Here is a 19,792-nt window from a genome sequence, read left to right on the forward strand (position 1 = left end):
TGTCATGTGCTGGGTAACAAATCCAATGTTTGGTCTGAAAGAAATTAAATCAGAAGTGAGAAATATTGAATGTTGGACGAAGGAATCACAAGGTAATATTAAACATATAAAAAGACAATTAAGGCAAATAAAAAAAATACTTACAAATCCACGCTTTGGCTTGAAAGAGATTAAGGTAGAAGTATCAGCTATTGAAAGAATGTCCCTTAAGATTCTATGCCTTGTATCATGTATTGAAGAGATGATTAATAACCCTAAGTTTGGATTAAAAGAAATTAAAAAAGAAGTAAGAACCATTGAAAAGATTGTCAAAAACCCCAAATACGGATTGAAAGAAATTAAAAAAGAAGTAGCAAATATAGAATCCTTAGTAGAAAACCCAAGCTTTGGTTTGGAAGAAATTAAGAATGAAGTAAGAAATATTGAATCCATTTTAGAGAACTCAAGTTTTGGATTAATTATATCCTTACTAGAGAACCCAAGTTTTGGCTTGGAAGAAATCAAAAGTGAAGTAAGTAACATCGAATCGCTCTTAGAGAATCCAAGCTTTGGTTTGGAAGAAATAAAAAGCGAAGTAGCAAACATTGAATCCTTACTAGTGAGTATAAGCATAGGAGATATAATCTCCATACTGGACAACCCAAGTTTTGGATTAGAAGAGATCAAGAGTGAAGTAGCGAATATTGAATCTTTCTTAGAGAATCCAAGTTTTGGTCTAGAGGAAATCAAGAGTGAAGTAAGTAATATAGAATCACTGTTAGAAAATCCAAGCTTTGGCCTAGAAGAAATCAAAAGCGAAGTAGCGAACATCGAATCACTACTAGTAAGTATAAGCATAGGGGATATAATTTCCATACTGGATAACCCAAGTTTCGGATTAGAAGAGATCAAGAGTGAAGTAGCAAATATTGAATCGTTGTTAGAAAATCCAAGCTTTGGATTGGAAGAAATCAAAAGCGAAGTAGCGAACATCGAATCCTTACTAGTAAGCATAAGTATAGGGGATATAATCTCCATACTGGATAACCCAAGTTTCGGATTAGAAGAGATCAAGAGTGAAGTAGCAAATATTGAATCGTTGTTAGAAAATCCAAGCTTTGGATTGGAAGAAATCAAAAGCGAAGTAGCGAACATTGAGTCCTTATTAGTAAGCATAAGCATAGGGGATATAATTTCCATATTGGATAACCCAAGTTTCGGACTAGAAGAGATTAAGAGTGAAGTATCAAATATCGAATCACTGCTAGAGAATCCAAGTTTTGGTTTGGAAGAAATAAAAAGCGAAGTAGCTAACATTGAGTCCTTACTAGTAAGCATAAGTATAGGAGATATAATTTCCATACTGGATAACCCCAGTTTCGGATTAGAAGAGATCAAGAGTGAAGTAGCAAATATTGAATCACTGCTAGAGAATCCAAGCTTTGGCTTAGAAGAGATTAAAAGTGAAGTAGCCAACATTGAATCCTTACTAATAAGTATAAGCATAGGTGATATAATTTCCATATTGGATAATCCCAGTTTCGGACTAGAAGAGATTAAGAGTGAAGTAAGCAACATTGAATCGCTGTTAGAAAATCCAAGCTTTGGATTAGAAGAAATAAAAAGTGAAGTAGCCAACATCGAATCCTTCCTAGAAAATCCAAGTTTCGGATTAGAAGAAATTAAAAGTGAAGTAGCGAACATTGAATCTTTGCTAGCAAGCATAAGTATAGGAGATATAATTTCCATACTGGATAACCCAAGTTTCGGACTAGAAGAGATCAAGAGTGAAGTAGCAAATATTGAATCCATGCTAGAGAATCCAAGTTTTGGTTTGGAAGAGATTAAAAGCGAAGTAGCGAACATCGAATCACTACTAGTAAGCATAAGCATAGGAGATATAATTTCCATATTGGATAACCCAAGTTTTGGACTAGAAGAGATAAAGAGTGAAGTAGCGAATATTGAATCGTTCTTAGAAAATCCAAGTTTTGGTCTAGAGGAAATCAAGAGTGAAGTAAGTAATATTGAATCACTGCTAGAGAATCCAAGCTTTGGCTTAGAAGAGATCAAAAGCGAAGTAGCGAACATTGAATCTTTACTAGTGAGTATAAGCGTAGGGGATATAATTTCCATACTGGATAACCCAAGTTTCGGACTAGAAGAGATAAAGAGTGAAGTAGCAAATATTGAATCCATGCTAGAGAATCCAAGTTTTGGTTTGGAAGAGATTAAAAGCGAAGTAGCCAACATTGAATCCTTACTAGTAAGCATAAGCATAGGGGATATAATTTCCATACTGGATAACCCAAGTTTCGGACTAGAAGAGATAAAGAGTGAAGTAGCGAATATTGAATCGTTGTTAGAAAATCCAAGCTTTGGATTAGAAGAAATAAAAAGTGAAGTAGCCAACATCGAATCACTGCTAGTAAGCATAAGCATAGGGGATATTATTTCCATACTGGATAACCCAAGTTTCGGATTAGAAGAGATAAAGAGTGAAGTAGCGAATATTGAATCGCTGTTAGAAAATCCAAGCTTTGGCTTAGAAGAAATAAAAAGCGAAGTAGCCAACATCGAATCCTTACTAGTAAGCATAAGCATAGGTGATATAATTTCCATATTGGATAACCCAAGTTTTGGACTAGAAGAGATAAAGAGTGAAGTAGCGAATATCGAATCAATGCTAGAGAATCCAAGCTTTGGTCTAGAGGAAATCAAAAGTGAAGTAGCGAACATTGAATCCTTACTAGTAAGCATAAGCATAGGGGATATAATCTCCATATTGGATAACCCCAGTTTTGGCTTGGAAGAGATAAAGAGTGAAGTAGCGAATATAGAATCATTGCTAGAGAATCCAAGCTTTGGCTTAGAAGAGATCAAAAGCGAAGTAGCCAACATCGAATCACTGCTAGTAAGCATAAGCGTAGGGGATATAATCTCGATACTAGATAACCCGAGTTTCGGCTTAGAAGAGATTAAAAGTGAAGTAGCTAATATTGAATCAATGCTAGAGAATCCAAGTTTCGGCTTAGAAGAAATAAAAAGTGAAGTAGCGAACATTGAATCCTTATTAGTGAGCATAAGTATAGGGGATATAACATCTATACTAGAGAACCCAAGTTTTGGCTTAGAAGAGATTAAGAGCGAAGTAGCAAATATTGAATCGTTACTTGAGAATCCAAGCTTTGGATTGGAAGAAATCAAAAGCGAAGTAGCCAACATTGAATCCTTACTAGAAAGTATAAGCATAGGGGATATAACATCAATATTAGAGAACCCAAGTTTTGGTCTAGAGGAAATCAAGAGTGAAGTAATCAATATAGAATCGTTGTTAGAAAACCCAAGCTTTGGTTTGGAAGAAATAAAAAGTGAAGTAGCTAATATAGAATCCCTATTAGTAAGCATAAGCATAGGGGATATAACATCCATACTTGAGAATCCAAGTTTTGGCTTAGAAGAGATAAAAAGTGAAGTAGCCAACATTGAATCGTTACTTGAGAATCCAAGTTTTGGTTTGGAAGAAATTAAGAGTGAAGTAAGTAACATTGAATCCTTACTAGAGAACCCTAGTTTCGGCCTAGAAGAAATAAAAAGCGAAGTAGCGAACATCGAATCCTTACTAGTGAGCATAAGTATAGGGGATATAACATCTATACTAGAGAATCCAAGTTTTGGCTTAGAGGAGATTAAGAGTGAAGTAGCCAATATTGAATCAATATTAGAGAACCCAAGTTTCGGTTTAGAAGAGATAAAGAGCGAAATAATTAATATTGAATCTTTACTAGAAAGTATAAGTATTGGAGCTATAACTTCAATACTAGAAAACCCAAGTTTTGGGTTGGAAGAGATCAAGAGTGAAGTAAGCAACATTGAATCGCTACTAGAGAATCCAAGCTTTGGTTTGGAAGAAATTAAGAGTGAAGTAGCGAACATTGAATCTTTACTAGTGAGTATAAGCATAGGAGATATAACGTCCATACTAGAAAACCCAAGTTTTGGTTTGGAAGAGATAAAGAGTGAAGTAGCGAATATAGAATCGTTGTTAGAAAATCCAAGCTTTGGATTGGAAGAAATCAAAAGCGAAGTAGCAAATATTGAATCCTTACTAGAGAGTATAAGCATAGGGGATATAACATCAATATTAGAGAACCCAAGTTTTGGTCTAGAGGAAATAAAAAGTGAAGTAATCAATATAGAATCGCTACTAGAGAATCCAAGTTTTGGTTTGGAAGAAATTAAGAGTGAAGTAAGTAACATTGAATCCTTACTAGAGAACCCTAGCTTCGGCCTAGAAGAAATAAAAAGCGAAGTAGCGAACATCGAATCTTTACTAGTGAGTATAAGTATAGGGGATATAACATCTATACTAGAGAACCCAAGTTTTGGCTTAGAAGAGATTAAGAGTGAAGTAGCGAATATTGAATCACTGCTAGAGAATCAAAGCTTTGGCTTAGAAGAGATCAAAAGCGAAGTAGCGAACATTGAGTCCTTATTAGTAAGTATAAGCATAGGGGATATAACATCAATATTAGAGAACCCAAGTTTTGGTCTAGAGGAAATCAAGAGTGAAGTAATCAATATAGAATCGTTGTTAGAAAACCCAAGCTTTGGTTTGGAAGAAATAAAAAGTGAAGTAGCGAACATTGAATCCTTACTAGAAAGTATAAGCATAGGCGATATAACATCAATATTAGAGAACCCAAGTTTTGGTCTAGAGGAAATCAAGAGTGAAGTAAGCAACATAGAATCCTTATTAGAAAATCCAAGCTTTGGTTTGGAAGAAATAAAAAGCGAAGTAGCGAATATTGAATCCTTATTAGAAAGTATAAGCATAGGAGATATAACATCCATACTAGAGAACCCAAGCTTTGGTCTAGAAGAGATTAAAAGTGAAATAATCAATATTGAATCGTTACTTGAGAATCCAAGCTTTGGATTGGAAGAAATCAAAAGCGAAGTAGCCAACATTGAATCCTTACTAGTAAGTATAAGCATAGGGGATATAACATCAATATTAGAGAACCCAAGTTTTGGTCTAGAGGAAATCAAGAGTGAAGTAATCAATATAGAATCATTATTAGAAAACCCAAGCTTTGGTTTGGAAGAAATAAAAAGTGAAGTAGCGAATATTGAATCCTTACTAGAAAGTATAAGCATAGGAGATATAACATCTATACTAGAGAACCCAAGTTTTGGCTTAGAAGAGATTAAGAGTGAAGTAGCGAATATTGAATCACTGCTAGAGAATCAAAGCTTTGGCTTAGAAGAGATCAAAAGCGAAGTAGCGAACATTGAGTCCTTATTAGTAAGTATAAGCATAGGGGATATAACATCAATATTAGAGAACCCAAGTTTTGGTCTAGAGGAAATCAAGAGTGAAGTAATCAATATAGAATCGTTGTTAGAAAACCCAAGCTTTGGTTTGGAAGAAATAAAAAGTGAAGTAGCGAACATTGAATCCTTACTAGAAAGTATAAGCATAGGGGATATAACATCAATATTAGAGAACCCAAGCTTTGGTCTAGAAGAAATCAAGAGTGAAGTAATCAATATTGAATCGTTACTAGAGAATCCAAGTTTTGGTTTGGAAGAGATTAAAAGTGAAGTAAGCAACATTGAGTCCTTATTAGAGAATCCAAGCTTTGGTTTGGAAGAAATAAAAAGCGAAGTAGCGAATATTGAATCCTTACTAGAGAGTATAAGCATAGGGGATATAACATCAATATTAGAGAACCCAAGTTTTGGTCTAGAGGAAATAAAAAGTGAAGTAATCAATATAGAATCGCTACTAGAGAATCCAAGTTTTGGTTTGGAAGAAATTAAGAGTGAAGTAAGTAACATTGAATCCTTACTAGAAAACCCTAGTTTCGGTCTAGAAGAAATAAAAAGCGAAGTAGCGAACATCGAATCTTTACTAGTGAGCATAAGTATAGGGGATATAACATCTATACTAGAGAACCCAAGTTTTGGCTTAGAGGAGATAAAGAGTGAAGTAGCGAATATTGAATCCATGCTAGAGAATCCAAGTTTTGGTTTGGAAGAAATTAAGAGTGAAGTAAGTAACATTGAATCCCTATTAGAGAACCCAAGTTTCGGTTTAGAAGAAATAAAGAGCGAAATAATTAATATTGAATCCTTACTAGAAAGCATAAGTATTGGAGCAATAACATCAATATTAGAGAACCCAAGTTTTGGTTTGGAAGAGATCAAGAGTGAAGTAAGCAACATAGAATCCTTATTAGAAAATCCAAGCTTTGGTTTGGAAGAAATCAAAAGCGAAGTAGCGAATATAGAATCCTTACTAGAAAGTATAAGCATAGGAGATATAACATCCATATTAGAGAACCCAAGTTTTGGTCTAGAGGAAATAAAAAGTGAAGTAATCAACATTGAATCGCTACTTGAGAATCCAAGTTTTGGTTTGGAAGAAATCAAGAGTGAAATAATCAACATTGAATCCTTACTAGAAAGCATAAGTATTGGAGCCATAACTTCAATATTAGAGAATCCTAGCTTTGGTTTAGAAGAAATCAAGAGCGAAGTAAGCAACATTGAATCGCTCCTAGAGAATCCAAGCTTTGGATTAGAAGAGATTAAGAGTGAAGTAAGTAATATAGAATCTATTCTAGAAAACTCAAGCTTTGGCTTAGAAGAAATTAAGAGTGAAGTAAGTAACATTGAATCCTTACTAGAGAATCCAAGTTTTGGCTTAGAAGAGATAAAAAGTGAAGTAAGCAACATTGAATCGTTACTAGAGAACCCAAGCTTTGGTTTAGAAGAGATAAAGAGTGAAATAATCAACATTGAATCACTACTAGAGAATTCAAGCTTTGGCCTAGAAGAAATAAAAAGTGAAGTAAGCAATATAGAATCCATTCTAGAGAACACCAGCTTTGGCTTGGAAGAGATTAAAAGTGAAGTAAGTAACATTGAATCACTATTAGAGAACCCAAGCTTCGGCTTAGAAGAAATTAAGAGTGAAATAATAAATATTGAATCACTACTAGAGAATCAAAGCTTTGGATTAGAAGAGATTAAGAGTGAAGTAAGTAATATAGAATCTATTCTAGAAAACTCAAGCTTTGGCTTAGAAGAAATTAAGAGTGAAGTAAGTAACATTGAATCCTTACTAGAGAATCCAAGTTTTGGCTTAGAAGAGATAAAAAGTGAAGTAGCAAACATTGAATCGCTCCTAGAGAACCCAAGCTTTGGTTTAGAAGAGATCAAGAGTGAAGTAAGCAACATTGAATCGCTCCTAGAGAATTCAAGTTTCGGATTAGAAGAAATTAAGAGTGAAGTAAGCAATATAGAATCTATACTAGAGAACCCAAGCTTTGGCTTAGAAGAAATTAAAAGCGAAGTAAACAACATTGAATCCTTATTAGAGAATCCAAGCTTTGGCTTAGAAGAAATTAAGAGTGAAGTAAGTAATATAGAATCATTATTAGAGAACCCAAGCTTTGGATTAGAAGAAATTAAAAGAGAAGTAAGCAACATTGAATCGTTACTAGAGAACCCAAGCTTTGGTTTAGAAGAGATAAAGAGTGAAATAATCAACATTGAATCCTTACTAGAAAGCATAAGTATTGGAGCAATAACTTCAATACTAGAAAACCCAAGTTTTGGTCTAGAAGAAATTAAGAGTGAAGTAAGTAACATTGAGTCGATATTAGAGAATCCAAGTTTTGGCTTAGAAGAGATTAAAAGTGAAGTAGCTAATATTGAATCGCTCTTAGAGAACCCAAGCTTTGGTTTAGAAGAAATTAAGAGTGAAGTAAGTAATATAGAATCGCTCCTAGAAAACCCAAGTTTCGGATTAGAAGAAATCAAGAGTGAAGTAAGCAATATTGAGTCTTTACTAGAGAATCCAAGTTTTGGCTTAGAAGAAATTAAAAGTGAAGTAAGTAATATAGAATCGCTCCTAGAAAACCCAAGCTTTGGTTTAGAAGAAATTAAGAGTGAAGTAAGTAACATTGAATCCATTCTAGAGAACACCAGCTTTGGTTTAGAAGAAATCAAGAGTGAAGTAAGTAATATAGAATCCATTCTACAGAATCCAAGCTTTGGATTAGAAGAAATCAAGAGTGAAGTAAGCAATATAGAATCCATTCTACAGAATCCAAGTTTTGGATTAGAAGAAATTAAGAGTGAAGTAAGTAATATAGAATCACTCATAGAGAACCCAAGCTTCGGCTTAGAAGAAATTAAGAGTGAAGTAAGTAATATAGAATCGCTACTAGAAAATCCAAGCTTTGGTTTGGAAGAGATCAAGAGTGAAGTAAGCAACATTGAATCACTGCTAGAGAATCCAAGTTTTGGTTTGGAAGAAATTAAGAGTGAAGTAAGTAACATTGAATCGTTACTAGAGAACCCAAGCTTTGGTTTAGAAGAGATAAAGAGTGAAATAATCAACATTGAATCCTTACTAGAAAGCATAAGTATTGGAGCCATAACTTCAATATTAGAGAATCCTAGTTTTGGTTTGGAAGAGATTAAAAGTGAAGTAAGCAACATAGAATCCTTATTAGAAAATCCAAGCTTTGGTTTGGAAGAAATCAAAAGCGAAGTAGCGAATATAGAATCCTTACTAGAAAGTATAAGCATAGGAGATATAACATCCATACTAGAGAACCCAAGCTTTGGTCTAGAAGAAATCAAAAGTGAAGTAGCCAACATTGAATCCCTATTAGAGAACCCAAGTTTCGGTTTAGAAGAGATAAAGAGCGAAATAATTAATATTGAATCCTTACTTGAGAGTATAAGTATAGGGGATATAACATCTATACTAGAGAACCCAAGCTTTGGGCTAGAGGAAATAAAAAGTGAAGTAATCAATATTGAATCGTTACTTGAGAATCCAAGTTTTGGCTTAGAAGAAATTAAAAGCGAAGTAAGCAACATTGAATCTATACTAGAGAACCCAAGTTTTGGATTAGAAGAAATTAAAAGTGAAGTAAGTAACATTGAATCCATTTTAGAAAATCCAAGCTTTGGATTAGAAGAGATCAAAAGTGAAGTAAGCAACATTGAATCGCTCCTAGAGAACCCAAGTTTTGGATTAGAAGAAATTAAAAGTGAAGTAAGTAATATAGAATCGCTACTAGAAAATCCAAATTTTGGTTTAGAAGAAATCAAGAGTGAAGTAAGTAACATTGAGTCGATATTAGAGAATCCAAGCTTTGGCCTAGAGGAAATCAAGAGCGAAATAATTAATATTGAATCCTTACTAGAGAGTATAAGTGTTGGAGCAATAACTTCAATATTAGAGAATCCAAGTTTTGGTCTAGAAGAAATAAAAAGTGAAGTAAGCAACATTGAATCACTATTAGAGAACCCAAGTTTTGGCTTAGAAGAGATTAAGAGTGAAGTAAGTAACATTGAATCACTACTAGAAAACCCAAGCTTTGGTTTAGAAGAAATCAAGAGTGAAGTAAGTAATATAGAATCCCTACTAGAGAATCCAAGTTTTGGTTTAGAAGAAATTAAAAGCGAAGTAAGCAACATAGAATCTATTCTTGAAAGCCCAAGCTTTGGCTTAGAAGAAATCAAGAGTGAAGTAAGTAATATAGAATCACTCATAGAGAACCCAAGCTTCGGCTTAGAAGAAATTAAGAGTGAAATAATAAATATTGAATCACTACTAGAGAATCAAAGCTTTGGATTAGAAGAGATTAAAAGTGAAGTAAGTAATATAGAATCCATTTTAGAGAACCCAAGCTTCGGCTTAGAAGAAATTAAGAGTGAAATAATAAATATAGAATCGCTCCTAGAAAATCCAAGCTTTGGATTAGAAGAAATTAAGAGTGAAGTAAGTAATATAGAATCACTCATAGAGAACCCAAGTTTCGGATTAGAAGAAATCAAGAGTGAAGTAAGCAATATTGAGTCCTTACTAGAGAATCCAAGTTTTGGCTTAGAAGAAATTAAAAGTGAAGTAAGTAATATAGAATCACTCATAGAAAACCCAAGCTTCGGTTTAGAAGAAATCAAGAGTGAAGTAAGCAATATAGAATCTTTACTAGAGAACACCAGTTTTGGCTTGGAAGAGATCAAGAGTGAGGTAAGCAACATTGAATCACTATTAGAGAATCCAAGTTTCGGTTTAGAAGAAATCAAGAGTGAAATAAGTAACATTGAATCCATTTTAGAGAACCCAAGCTTTGGTCTAGAAGAAATTAAAAGTGAAGTAAGTAATATAGAATCCATTCTAGAGAACACCAGCTTCGGCTTAGAAGAAATTAAGAGTGAAGTAGCGAACATTGAATCCCTATTAGAAAATCCTAGCTTTGGATTAGAAGAGATCAAAAGTGAAGTAAGTAATATAGAGTCACTCATAGAAAACCCAAGCTTCGGTTTAGAAGAAATCAAGAGTGAAGTAAGTAATATAGAATCTCTACTAGAGAACACCAGCTTTGGCTTGGAAGAGATTAAGAGTGAGGTAAGCAACATTGAATCCATTTTAGAAAACCCAAGTTTTGGATTAGAAGAAATCAAGAGTGAAGTAAGCAATATTGAGTCCTTACTAGAGAATCCAAGCTTCGGTCTAGAAGAAATTAAGAGTGAAGTAGCGAACATTGAATCACTATTAGAGAATCCAAGCTTTGGATTAGAAGAAATAAAAAGTGAAGTAAGTAATATAGAATCCATTTTAGAGAACCCAAGCTTCGGATTAGAAGAGATTAAGAGTGAAGTAAGTAACATAGAATCTCTACTAGAGAACACCAGCTTTGGCTTGGAAGAGATTAAGAGTGAGGTAAGCAACATTGAATCACTATTAGAGAACCCAAGCTTTGGTCTAGAAGAAATAAAAAGCGAAGTAAGTAATATAGAATCGCTACTAGAAAATCCTAGCTTTGGATTAGAAGAGATCAAAAGTGAAGTAAGAAATATAGAATCTCTACTAGAGAACACCAGCTTCGGCTTGGAAGAGATCAAGAGTGAGGTAAGCAACATTGAATCCCTCTTAGAGAATCCAAGTTTCGGTCTAGAAGAAATTAAGAGTGAAGTTAGTAACATTGAATCACTATTAGAGAATCCAAGCTTTGGATTAGAAGAAATAAAAAGTGAAGTAAGTAATATAGAATCCATTTTAGAGAACCCAAGCTTCGGATTAGAAGAAATTAAGAGTGAAGTAAGCAATATTGAATCCATTCTAGAGAACCCAAGTTTTGGCTTGGAAGAAATTAAGAGTGAAGTAAGTAATATAGAATCCCTACTTGAGAACCCAAGCTTTGGATTAGAAGAGATTAAGAGTGAGGTAAGCAACATTGAATCACTATTAGAAAATCCAAGCTTTGGCCTAGAAGAAATTAAGAGTGAAGTCTTCAACATTGAATCCATTTTAGAGAACACAAGCTTCGGTTTGGAAGAGATTAAGAGCGAAGTCTTCAACATTGAATCGCTACTAGAAAACCCAAGCTTTGGCTTAGAAGAGATTAAAAGTGAAGTAAGTAACATTGAATCCTTACTAGAAAGCATAAGTGTTGGAGCCATAATTTCACTATTAGAGAACCCAAGTTTCGGTTTGGAAGAAATCAAGAGTGAAGTAAGTAACATTGAGTCTCTACTAGAAAACCCCAGCTTTGGATTAGAAGAAATTAAGAGCGAAGTAAGTAACATTGAGTCCATCCTAGAAAATCCAAGCTTTGGTTTAGAAGAGATTAAATCTGAAGTAAAAGAAATTGAAGATTTCTTAATTTCATCGGATATAACGACAGGACCTATTGTGGCTGAGAACTTTGCAAGCAGTGTTGTTGTTATTGCTTTAAATAATACAGCAAACACAGTAACCATTAGGTTTGTTATGTTTGATCTTGACGTTTGTCCAAAGGTAGCAGTATTCTCTACACCAGAATTAATTACTTTATCGCCAAGTTGTACGGATTTTAGAATTTATCCATTGAATGCGCCAGGGGGACCACTACAATACGAGATACAGGTTCTTGACCTTGTTCCCGGAGTCATCCCATGGACACAATCAAGAAGCCAAGCACCAGGTGTAGCATTAAGTAATAGTACATTCTTGCCTGATAATCTATTTAGATTCAGAGAGTTCGTTCCTATATTAGGATAATATAGCAGCATTATTCAAGAGGTTATTTTCCTATGGGAAATAGCCTCTTAAACATATCCAAAGAAATAAAACATATAATTAATAAAAAAGGGTTAGAAGCATTGAAGAATATAACGTTAAGCTGTTGTATCATTGCATATAATGAAGAAAAAAATATAAATCAATGCCTAGACAGCATTAAAAATTATGTAGATGACATTATTCTAGTGGATACAGGTTCAACTGATAATACTAAAAACATTGCTAAGCATTATAATGCAAGTGTATATGATGTAAAATGGGAGCAAAATTTTAGTACAGCTAGAAATAGCAGCATTGAGCATTCATCCAGTGATTGGATTTTGGTCATGGACTGTGATGAATACCTTGATAGTGATAGTGTTACATTATTACAGAAGTTAGTATGCGATGAAACGGTAGAAGCATATTATGTAAAAATCATAAATCACCTAGAAAATGGACGGACGCAAACAGCCTATAATTTACGCTTGTTTCGTAACAACAAAGGCTATCATTATAAAGGCAGAATTCACGAAGATATTTCAGATTCCATTATAAGATTAAGTGGTAAAGATTGTATGAAATATTCGGAGATTACACTATATCACCATGGATATTCATCCGAAATAACGGATATACAAGCAAAAATAAATCGTAATATGGCCATATTAAATACCTATGAAGATCATGAAAAAAATGGATTTTATTACTATAATATAGCCTCAGAATATTTCAGAAAACAGGATAAAAAAACGGCACTTCACTTATTTCAAAAATCCATTAAGAAGACACCTATTGACTCAGGCTATTGCCCAATGCTTGTTAAAAAATTAATCATCACCTTACTTGAATTGATGCAGTATAAAGATGCTTTACAACAGATTAAATACTATCAACATGTATTTAAAGGGTTTAATGACCTCTATTTTTTAGAAGCTAATTGCCATATTCAGTGTGGACGATATTCACAAGCTAGTATAAGCTTAGATAAATACATAGCTAATGATGGGATGGGGGCTTATTATCCAACGCAAACCTTTGTAAAGCCAAAGGAATTACCTCAATTCATTAAACAGGTGAAGGATAGAACAATTAAGAGAAGTTCTGTCACATTAAGTATATGCATAATCGTAAAAGATGACTATCACCTGCTCATGAAGAGCATATTGAGTGCCAATGAAATAGCAGATGAAATCATTGTTCTTGATACAAAATCCCAGGATAAGTCCGATGTATTAGCTAATCAATATGGTGCCATTGTTCACACTTATGATTGGTCCAATGATTATGCTGAAGCTAAAAATAATGCTCTAAAACATGCAACAGGTGATTGGGTCCTCTTTATAGACTCAGATGAAATACTGACCCAACAAAGTCAAAAAAAATTAATGGCATTATTAGAGCATCCACAGGCTGATGCCTATTATCTAAACATTATTACCTTCCTTGATCAGCAGATGACATATAACAATAGTTTATCCCTTTATCGCTGCCGGCTGTTTAAAAACAAGACCTATAGATTCCGAGGATGTATCAATGAAAGTATAGTAGAGTCTATTTATGAGTCAGGTGGTTTGATTGATTATGCTAGGATTGAAATATTACATGTTCATTATTTACGAAACATGGATCAGTTACATGAAAAAAGACAAATGAAATGGGATGTTATTGAGCATAAGATAGATCAAGAAGTCTTACAGTTGGAGGCTAAATTAAAAGAAGAATTTTTCAGCATGAATTTTGAGGCTGTTATTGACTATAGTGAACAGTATTTCCCATTAATCAATAAGGTATCTTCAGATACATCGTTATTTTATACCATCGCTCTATACCAGCAAAAGCAATATGAGAAAGCCATTCATAAGTTAAGACAATTCAGGGTCCACTATCCTGATTATACGGACTTAATTTACTTAGAGGCGTTATGTCACTATGGTCTTCATGATGTAAAAAACACAGAAATTCTTTTGAAAAAATGTATAGAGGATGGAGAAGCTTCTTGGAAAAAGTATACCATCTCAATTGGCAGCGGCAGCTTCAAAGCTATTCAATCTTTAATGGTACTTTATAAGAGTCAAAATAGATGGGATGAAGTCATTGAACTGTCAATGGAACTGGCCAAAATTGAATACACCAAACAGAAAACGTTAATAGAAATCATGGAATACTATCAAAAAGAAGAAAATATACCCCGTATGTTAGATCTTTTGTTCCACCACAAGCTGTACCAAGTAGAAAATTTACTCGTATTGTTTAAATGGTTAATCAACAAAGACATGCACAAGGATGTAACAACCCTGGTTAAGGATGTTTATACCAGAATGAAAAACAATAAAGATTTTATAACACAATTCTCAACGGCGTCCAATCACATATTGAAAAATAGAAACACATAGGCATCCATCTTTCAGAGTCTAAGCTCTAGTTAAGAAGAAAGTAAGAAATAGGAAACATGAAGCTCTTTAACAGTATTAATACGTGATATATGAAAAAAGGAAGAAAATTAGGTCATTTTGACATCATGATAATAGCATCCCTTTTAATAGGTAATTAAGAAAAAAACATTATAAATGTAATAATTACATTTACAGCACATGGGTTTAATTGGTATAATCTATAATAGAGGCATTTAATGTTATATTTAGCATCTGATTGCACTGTATCTCTATGTCATTATTTTGAGGTCATATGAACCATCTAAAAAATGTTTAAATTGCTGATTAGGCAATTTTGACATACATTTAAATAAGATTGTAGAGGGAAGTGAGCAATCACTAAAAAGTTTAATTGAATTTTTGCAAGATAGTAGGTATGAATAAAGAGAGAAAAATATACCTGTATGTAAAGGGCTAGTCTTGCCAGAACGTGTATGAAATGTATTGATGTGTATATAAAAATCTTTGGGATATAGTTAGGTATGTCATAAATGAAGCTAGAGACACACTAAATTAGACAATAACAGGAGAATATCATGAGAAGATTGTTTATGCACAGGTGGAAATTGTATTATTTTGTGATGCTTATAATTGTATTATGGTATATACTCACATCATCAAATGTTGTGATGGCTAGTGGTTATAAAATGAATAGGGTGTTGTTTATTAGTTCTTATTCACCGAGTTTCCAAACATTTTTTAGACAGGTAGATGGCATCCGGTCCGAATTAGACAATATGCATATCATGTTAGATATTGAATTTATGAATTCTGAACGTTTTTTTACCGAAGAAAGTATAGCTAACTTTTATGAAAATCTATCTTATAAGATAAAAAAATTACTGCCTTATGATGTGATTATAGTAGCCGATGATAATGCTTTAAAATTCATACTTACATATAAAGAAAAACTATTTCCAGAGACGCCTATTGTATTCATGGGAATTAATGATTTGGACAATGCTGAACGAGCCAGTCAGGACCCAAATATAACAGGTGTTGTAGAAACGGTGTCAATGGAGGACACCATCGCTATTGCTAGGAAGTTAAGGCCTAAAGCTGTCAATGTTGTAGCACTTATTGATAATACGTCTACAGGTGCAAGTGACAGAAAAACGTATGGTAGGCTAGCACCAGAATTTCCTGACCTTAATTTTGAGACATTATCTTTAGGAGATTTAACCTATGAACAGTTTAAGAAGCAACTGGGTTTGTTAAATGAAGAAGATATTGTACTATTATTATCCGTTTATCATGATAAAACCAATAGACGGATTTCCTTTCAAGAAAGTGTTAATCTTATATTAAATCACTGTGATCAACCTGTCTTTCACCCATATCATTATGGCATTAAAGAGGGGCTTATTGGTGGACGTGTTGTATCCCACTATGAACAGGGAAAACAAGCCGGAATGATAGCAAAAGATATTTTGAATGGTATGGATATTGCTTTCATAAATCCCATCAATGAGACTTTGAATCCTTATGTATTCAATTATAAAACCATGCAAAAACATCAGATTAGTACCAAATGGTTACCGAAGAATAGTATGCTTATACATGCAGATGAATCCATATTCCAAAAGTATGGTGCGTATATTGGTATTGTTATACTTATTATTGTGATTCAGTTGATGATTATAATAGCTCTCATAAAAAACATCTATAAAAGAAAATTAGCTGAACAACGATTAAAAGAAAAACAGACACAATGTGTTGTAGCGAATAATGATTTAACATTAGCCAATGAAGAATTAAGTGCTACCTTTGAAGAAATAGAAATTAAAAGCAGACAAATTAACGAATTGGTTTATGAAGATAGACTTACAGGTCTAAAAAATCGATACGCCATGACCAAAACCATTGATAGGATCATTGCGACAAGTGCAGCATGTAAGATGGCGATTATGTTCTTGGATATTGATGATTTTAAGTATATTAATGATACATTAGGTCATGATATGGGGGACTATGTCATTAAAATAATCGGTAAAAAATTAAAACTACTGACGAAAGATCATATACATATTGGACGTTTTGGTGGTGATGAGTTTTTAGTGATGATACATGACTATTCATCTATGGATGACATCAACGATTTAATTGAAGCCATCCATCACGTGTTTGATTCTGAAATTAAAATAAATCACCACAAGTTATACATCACCGTCAGTATGGGTGTTGTCCTATACCCCACCCATGGCTTACAACGGGGTGAATTGATAAAAAAAGCAGATATGGCCCTTTATCAAGCAAAAGGATCAGGGAAGAATACTCATGTCTTGTACGATGAAAGCATGAACCAAGAGTTAGAAGAGAAATTAATATTACAAGGTGCGATTAAACAAGCTGTTCTCAATGAAGAGTTTACAGTATACTATCAACCTTATGTAGAAGCCAATAGCCATGAAATTATAGGGTTTGAAGCACTCATTCGTTGGTTCAGTGAGGAGCATGGGACAGTGTCACCATACAAGTTAATAACCCTTGCTGAAGAAATGGGACTTATTGTTGAGATTGGTCAGTGGGTGTTAAAAGAAGCTTGTCAGTTTGCTAAGGAAATTAATCGTGAGCGGGATGTACCTCTTTCCGTATCTGTTAATGTATCACCTGTTCAATTAAAATACCATGGTTTTTATGAACAAGTCGTACAAACCTTGCAAGAAGTAGGTATTCCATCCGAGTATCTTTGTTTAGAAATGACAGAGACGGTATTACTGGAATCTTTGGAGTCCAGTGTAGACAGTATTCAAAAACTAAGAGACTATGGTATCCATATTGCCCTAGATGATTTTGGTTCCGGTTATTCCTCCTTGCAATATCTCAAAGAACTGCCTGTTAATGTGATGAAAATAGATCGTTCTTTTATTAGTCATGTGGCTCAGAGTGAGTACGATCAGTTTTTTATTCAAGCCATGATCATGATTGCACATAAAAAAGGTTTAACAGTTGTGGCAGAGGGCATTGAAACAAAAGATCAATTAGAGGTGCTTACAGCTATTGGGTGTGACCTGATACAGGGTTACTATTTTAGCAAACCCCGGTCAAAAAAAGATGCCATGACCATGTCCATATAGCATGATAAAGACAATCACCATGAAGCCAAAATGGGTCTATTGCTGTCATTGGCTGATACAAAATAGTGCTTGACATATAAAAATAACCTATGATAAGATGAAAATAGATTATATGGTGTGTTACTGTAATAGGCAGGCATAAACCTTGTTATTGGTTTATGCCTTTTTATATGCCAATAACATGGAAATGTAGTATATTTTAAACCAATTATTAAAAAAATATAGTAGAGGTGGTATATATGAAAATCGCTAAGGTTACAGTAAAAGCAGAAACAGGATTACATGCAAGGCCTGTTATCGTATTTGTTAATAAAGCAAAAGAATTTGATTGTGATGTAGCTGTAGAGAAGGATGGCAAATCCGCGGATGCTAAAAAATTTCTGTCTGTATTGAGTTTAGGTGTAGTCATGAACGACGAAATTACATTAAAGACGGAAGGCGAAGATGAGGAAAAAGCCATCACCCAATTAAAAAGACTGGTTGAGGATAATTTTCATGTTTAAATTAAGTCATTACAACATATTAAAAGGGCAAAAAGCATCAGATGGCATTGGTATAGGTACTGTATGTGTCTATGAGGATGAAAAGGTAAGAATTCCTGAAGACCCTATTTTATCCATCGAAGATGGATTAAGTCAGTTCCAATCAGGCCATCGACAAGCCATTGAAGAAATTGATGCCATATACAGAAAGGCAAAAGCCACTTTGTCAGATGAAGAGTCTGAGATTTTTGGTGCTCATAAGATGATGGTGGAAGATGTGGAATATATAGAAGCCATTGAAAAGAGAATTAAAGAGCATATGCATCCTGCTAAGGCAGTAGAAGAAGTGAAGGCGTATTTTGTGAACATGTTCCAAGGGTTGGATAATGCTTATTTTAGAGAGCGGGCGTTAGATGTAGCAGACGTATCCAATAGGCTCATTCGTATCCTTTTAGGGTTAAAAGAAAAAGATATATCCCATTTACCCAATGAAACCATAATCGTTGCAAAAGACCTTACCCCATCGGATACCATGCGTATGGAAAAAGAAAAGGTTATTGGTTTCATCATTGAACGAGGCGGATTGACGTCTCATACGGCCATTATCGCTCGAACATTAGGCATACCAGCCATTATGGGTGTTCAGGATGCAACGCATCATATGGAAGACGGTCAGACCATTATTATAGATGGACAGGATGGATGGGTTATTTTGAATCCAGATGAAGCAGCTAAGGAACACTATCATCTGTTGATGAAGACCATTGAAGAAGAAGAAAGTATGCTTCGGGCCTATGTTGGGAAGAAGGCAAAAACCCTTAACCATATGACATGTTCCTTGCATGCCAATATTGGATCTGTAGAAGATGTAGCCGTTGCATTATATTATGATGCTGAAGGGATTGGGCTTTTTAGAACGGAACTGTTATATATGGGCAAAGAGCAAGCGCCCAGCGAAGAAGAGCAATTCATCATCTATAAAGAAGTAGCAGAGCAGATGAAAGGTAAAGAAGTTACCATAAGAACATTGGATGTAGGTGGTGACAAACAGATTGCATACCTTAATATCCAACAGGAAGAAAATCCTTTTCTTGGTTATCGAGCCATTCGATACTGTTTAGACCATCAAGAACTGTTTAAGACCCAGTTAAGAGCGCTTATACGTGCTAGTGCCTACGGGAATATACAGATTATGTTTCCAATGATTACAGCCTATGAAGAGCTGATAGAGGCCAAAGCAATGCTTCAAGAAATAAAGGAAGAATTAGACAGAGCAGGCATTGCCTATAATCATCATATGAAAGTCGGTATGATGATAGAAACACCAGCGTCTGTTATACTGGCAGATCAATTTGCTAAGGAAGTGGATTTCTTCAGTATTGGCAGCAATGATTTAATTCAATATACCATGGTTGCAGATCGGATGAATACACAGGTACAAAAGCTCTATTCACCCTACTATCCAGCCATTATAAGGGCTATTCATCAAGTTGCAAAAGCAGCAATAGCCAATCATATACCTGTGAGTATATGTGGGGAAATAGCCAGTGACCATAAACTAACCAATGTATGGTTAAACATGGGCATTCATAAGCTTAGCGTCATACCATCAGGGCTATTAAAGCTAAAACATCACATATGCCATATGCATACAGATAATTTGCATATGGATCAGTTATTACAAGCTAATACCCGTGAAGAAATCATCAATCTGTTAGATAAGTAGAGAAATACCAAGGGGGT

General features: G+C 34.3%; 5 protein-coding genes. All 5 read left to right on the forward strand.

The genetic code is table 11. The features are described 5' to 3' along the window. Positions 1 to 25 precede the first annotated feature (25 nt). The 5 genes from HZI73_RS08785 (at position 26) to ptsP (ending at position 19,775) form a co-directional block, all read left to right on the forward strand. The gene (locus HZI73_RS08785; protein WP_212697873.1) at positions 26 to 12,055 is read left to right on the forward strand and encodes a hypothetical protein; all 12,030 of its coding nucleotides are present in this window, start codon (positions 26 to 28) and stop codon (positions 12,053 to 12,055) included. Positions 12,056 to 12,087: 32 nt separating this feature from the next. After that, entirely contained in the window at positions 12,088 to 14,451 is a 2,364-nt protein-coding gene (locus HZI73_RS08790) for a glycosyltransferase family 2 protein (protein WP_212697874.1), read from the forward strand. A gap of 575 nt (positions 14,452 to 15,026) precedes the next feature. Then, a complete protein-coding gene (locus HZI73_RS08795) occupies positions 15,027 to 17,567 on the forward strand; it encodes an ABC transporter substrate binding protein (RefSeq protein WP_212697875.1) in 2,541 nt (846 codons plus the stop codon). Between the two features lie 239 nt (positions 17,568 to 17,806). After that, positions 17,807 to 18,070: an HPr family phosphocarrier protein gene (locus HZI73_RS08800; protein WP_212697876.1), complete on the forward strand. Its 264-nt coding sequence runs from the start codon at positions 17,807 to 17,809 to the stop codon at positions 18,068 to 18,070. Next, a complete protein-coding gene (gene ptsP, locus HZI73_RS08805) occupies positions 18,063 to 19,775 on the forward strand; it encodes a phosphoenolpyruvate--protein phosphotransferase (protein ID WP_212697877.1) in 1,713 nt (570 codons plus the stop codon). The genes HZI73_RS08800 and ptsP overlap by 8 nt, the downstream gene beginning before the upstream one ends. Positions 19,776 to 19,792 lie beyond the last annotated feature (17 nt).

This window comes from Vallitalea pronyensis, assembly GCF_018141445.1.
In the GTDB taxonomy this organism is placed as follows: Bacteria; Bacillota; Clostridia; order Lachnospirales; family Vallitaleaceae; genus Vallitalea; species Vallitalea pronyensis.

What these genes read in the sequence shown, in the direction of transcription:
- HZI73_RS08800 (WP_212697876.1), top strand. Translation starts at nt 17,807, where the DNA reads ATGAAAATCGCTAAGGTTACAGTAAAAGCAGAAACAGGATTACATGCA.
- HZI73_RS08790 (WP_212697874.1), top strand. Translation starts at nt 12,088, where the DNA reads ATGGGAAATAGCCTCTTAAACATATCCAAAGAAATAAAACATATAATT.
- HZI73_RS08785 (WP_212697873.1), top strand. Translation starts at nt 26, where the DNA reads ATGTTTGGTCTGAAAGAAATTAAATCAGAAGTGAGAAATATTGAATGT.
- HZI73_RS08795 (WP_212697875.1), top strand. Translation starts at nt 15,027, where the DNA reads ATGAGAAGATTGTTTATGCACAGGTGGAAATTGTATTATTTTGTGATG.
- ptsP (WP_212697877.1), top strand. Translation starts at nt 18,063, where the DNA reads ATGTTTAAATTAAGTCATTACAACATATTAAAAGGGCAAAAAGCATCA.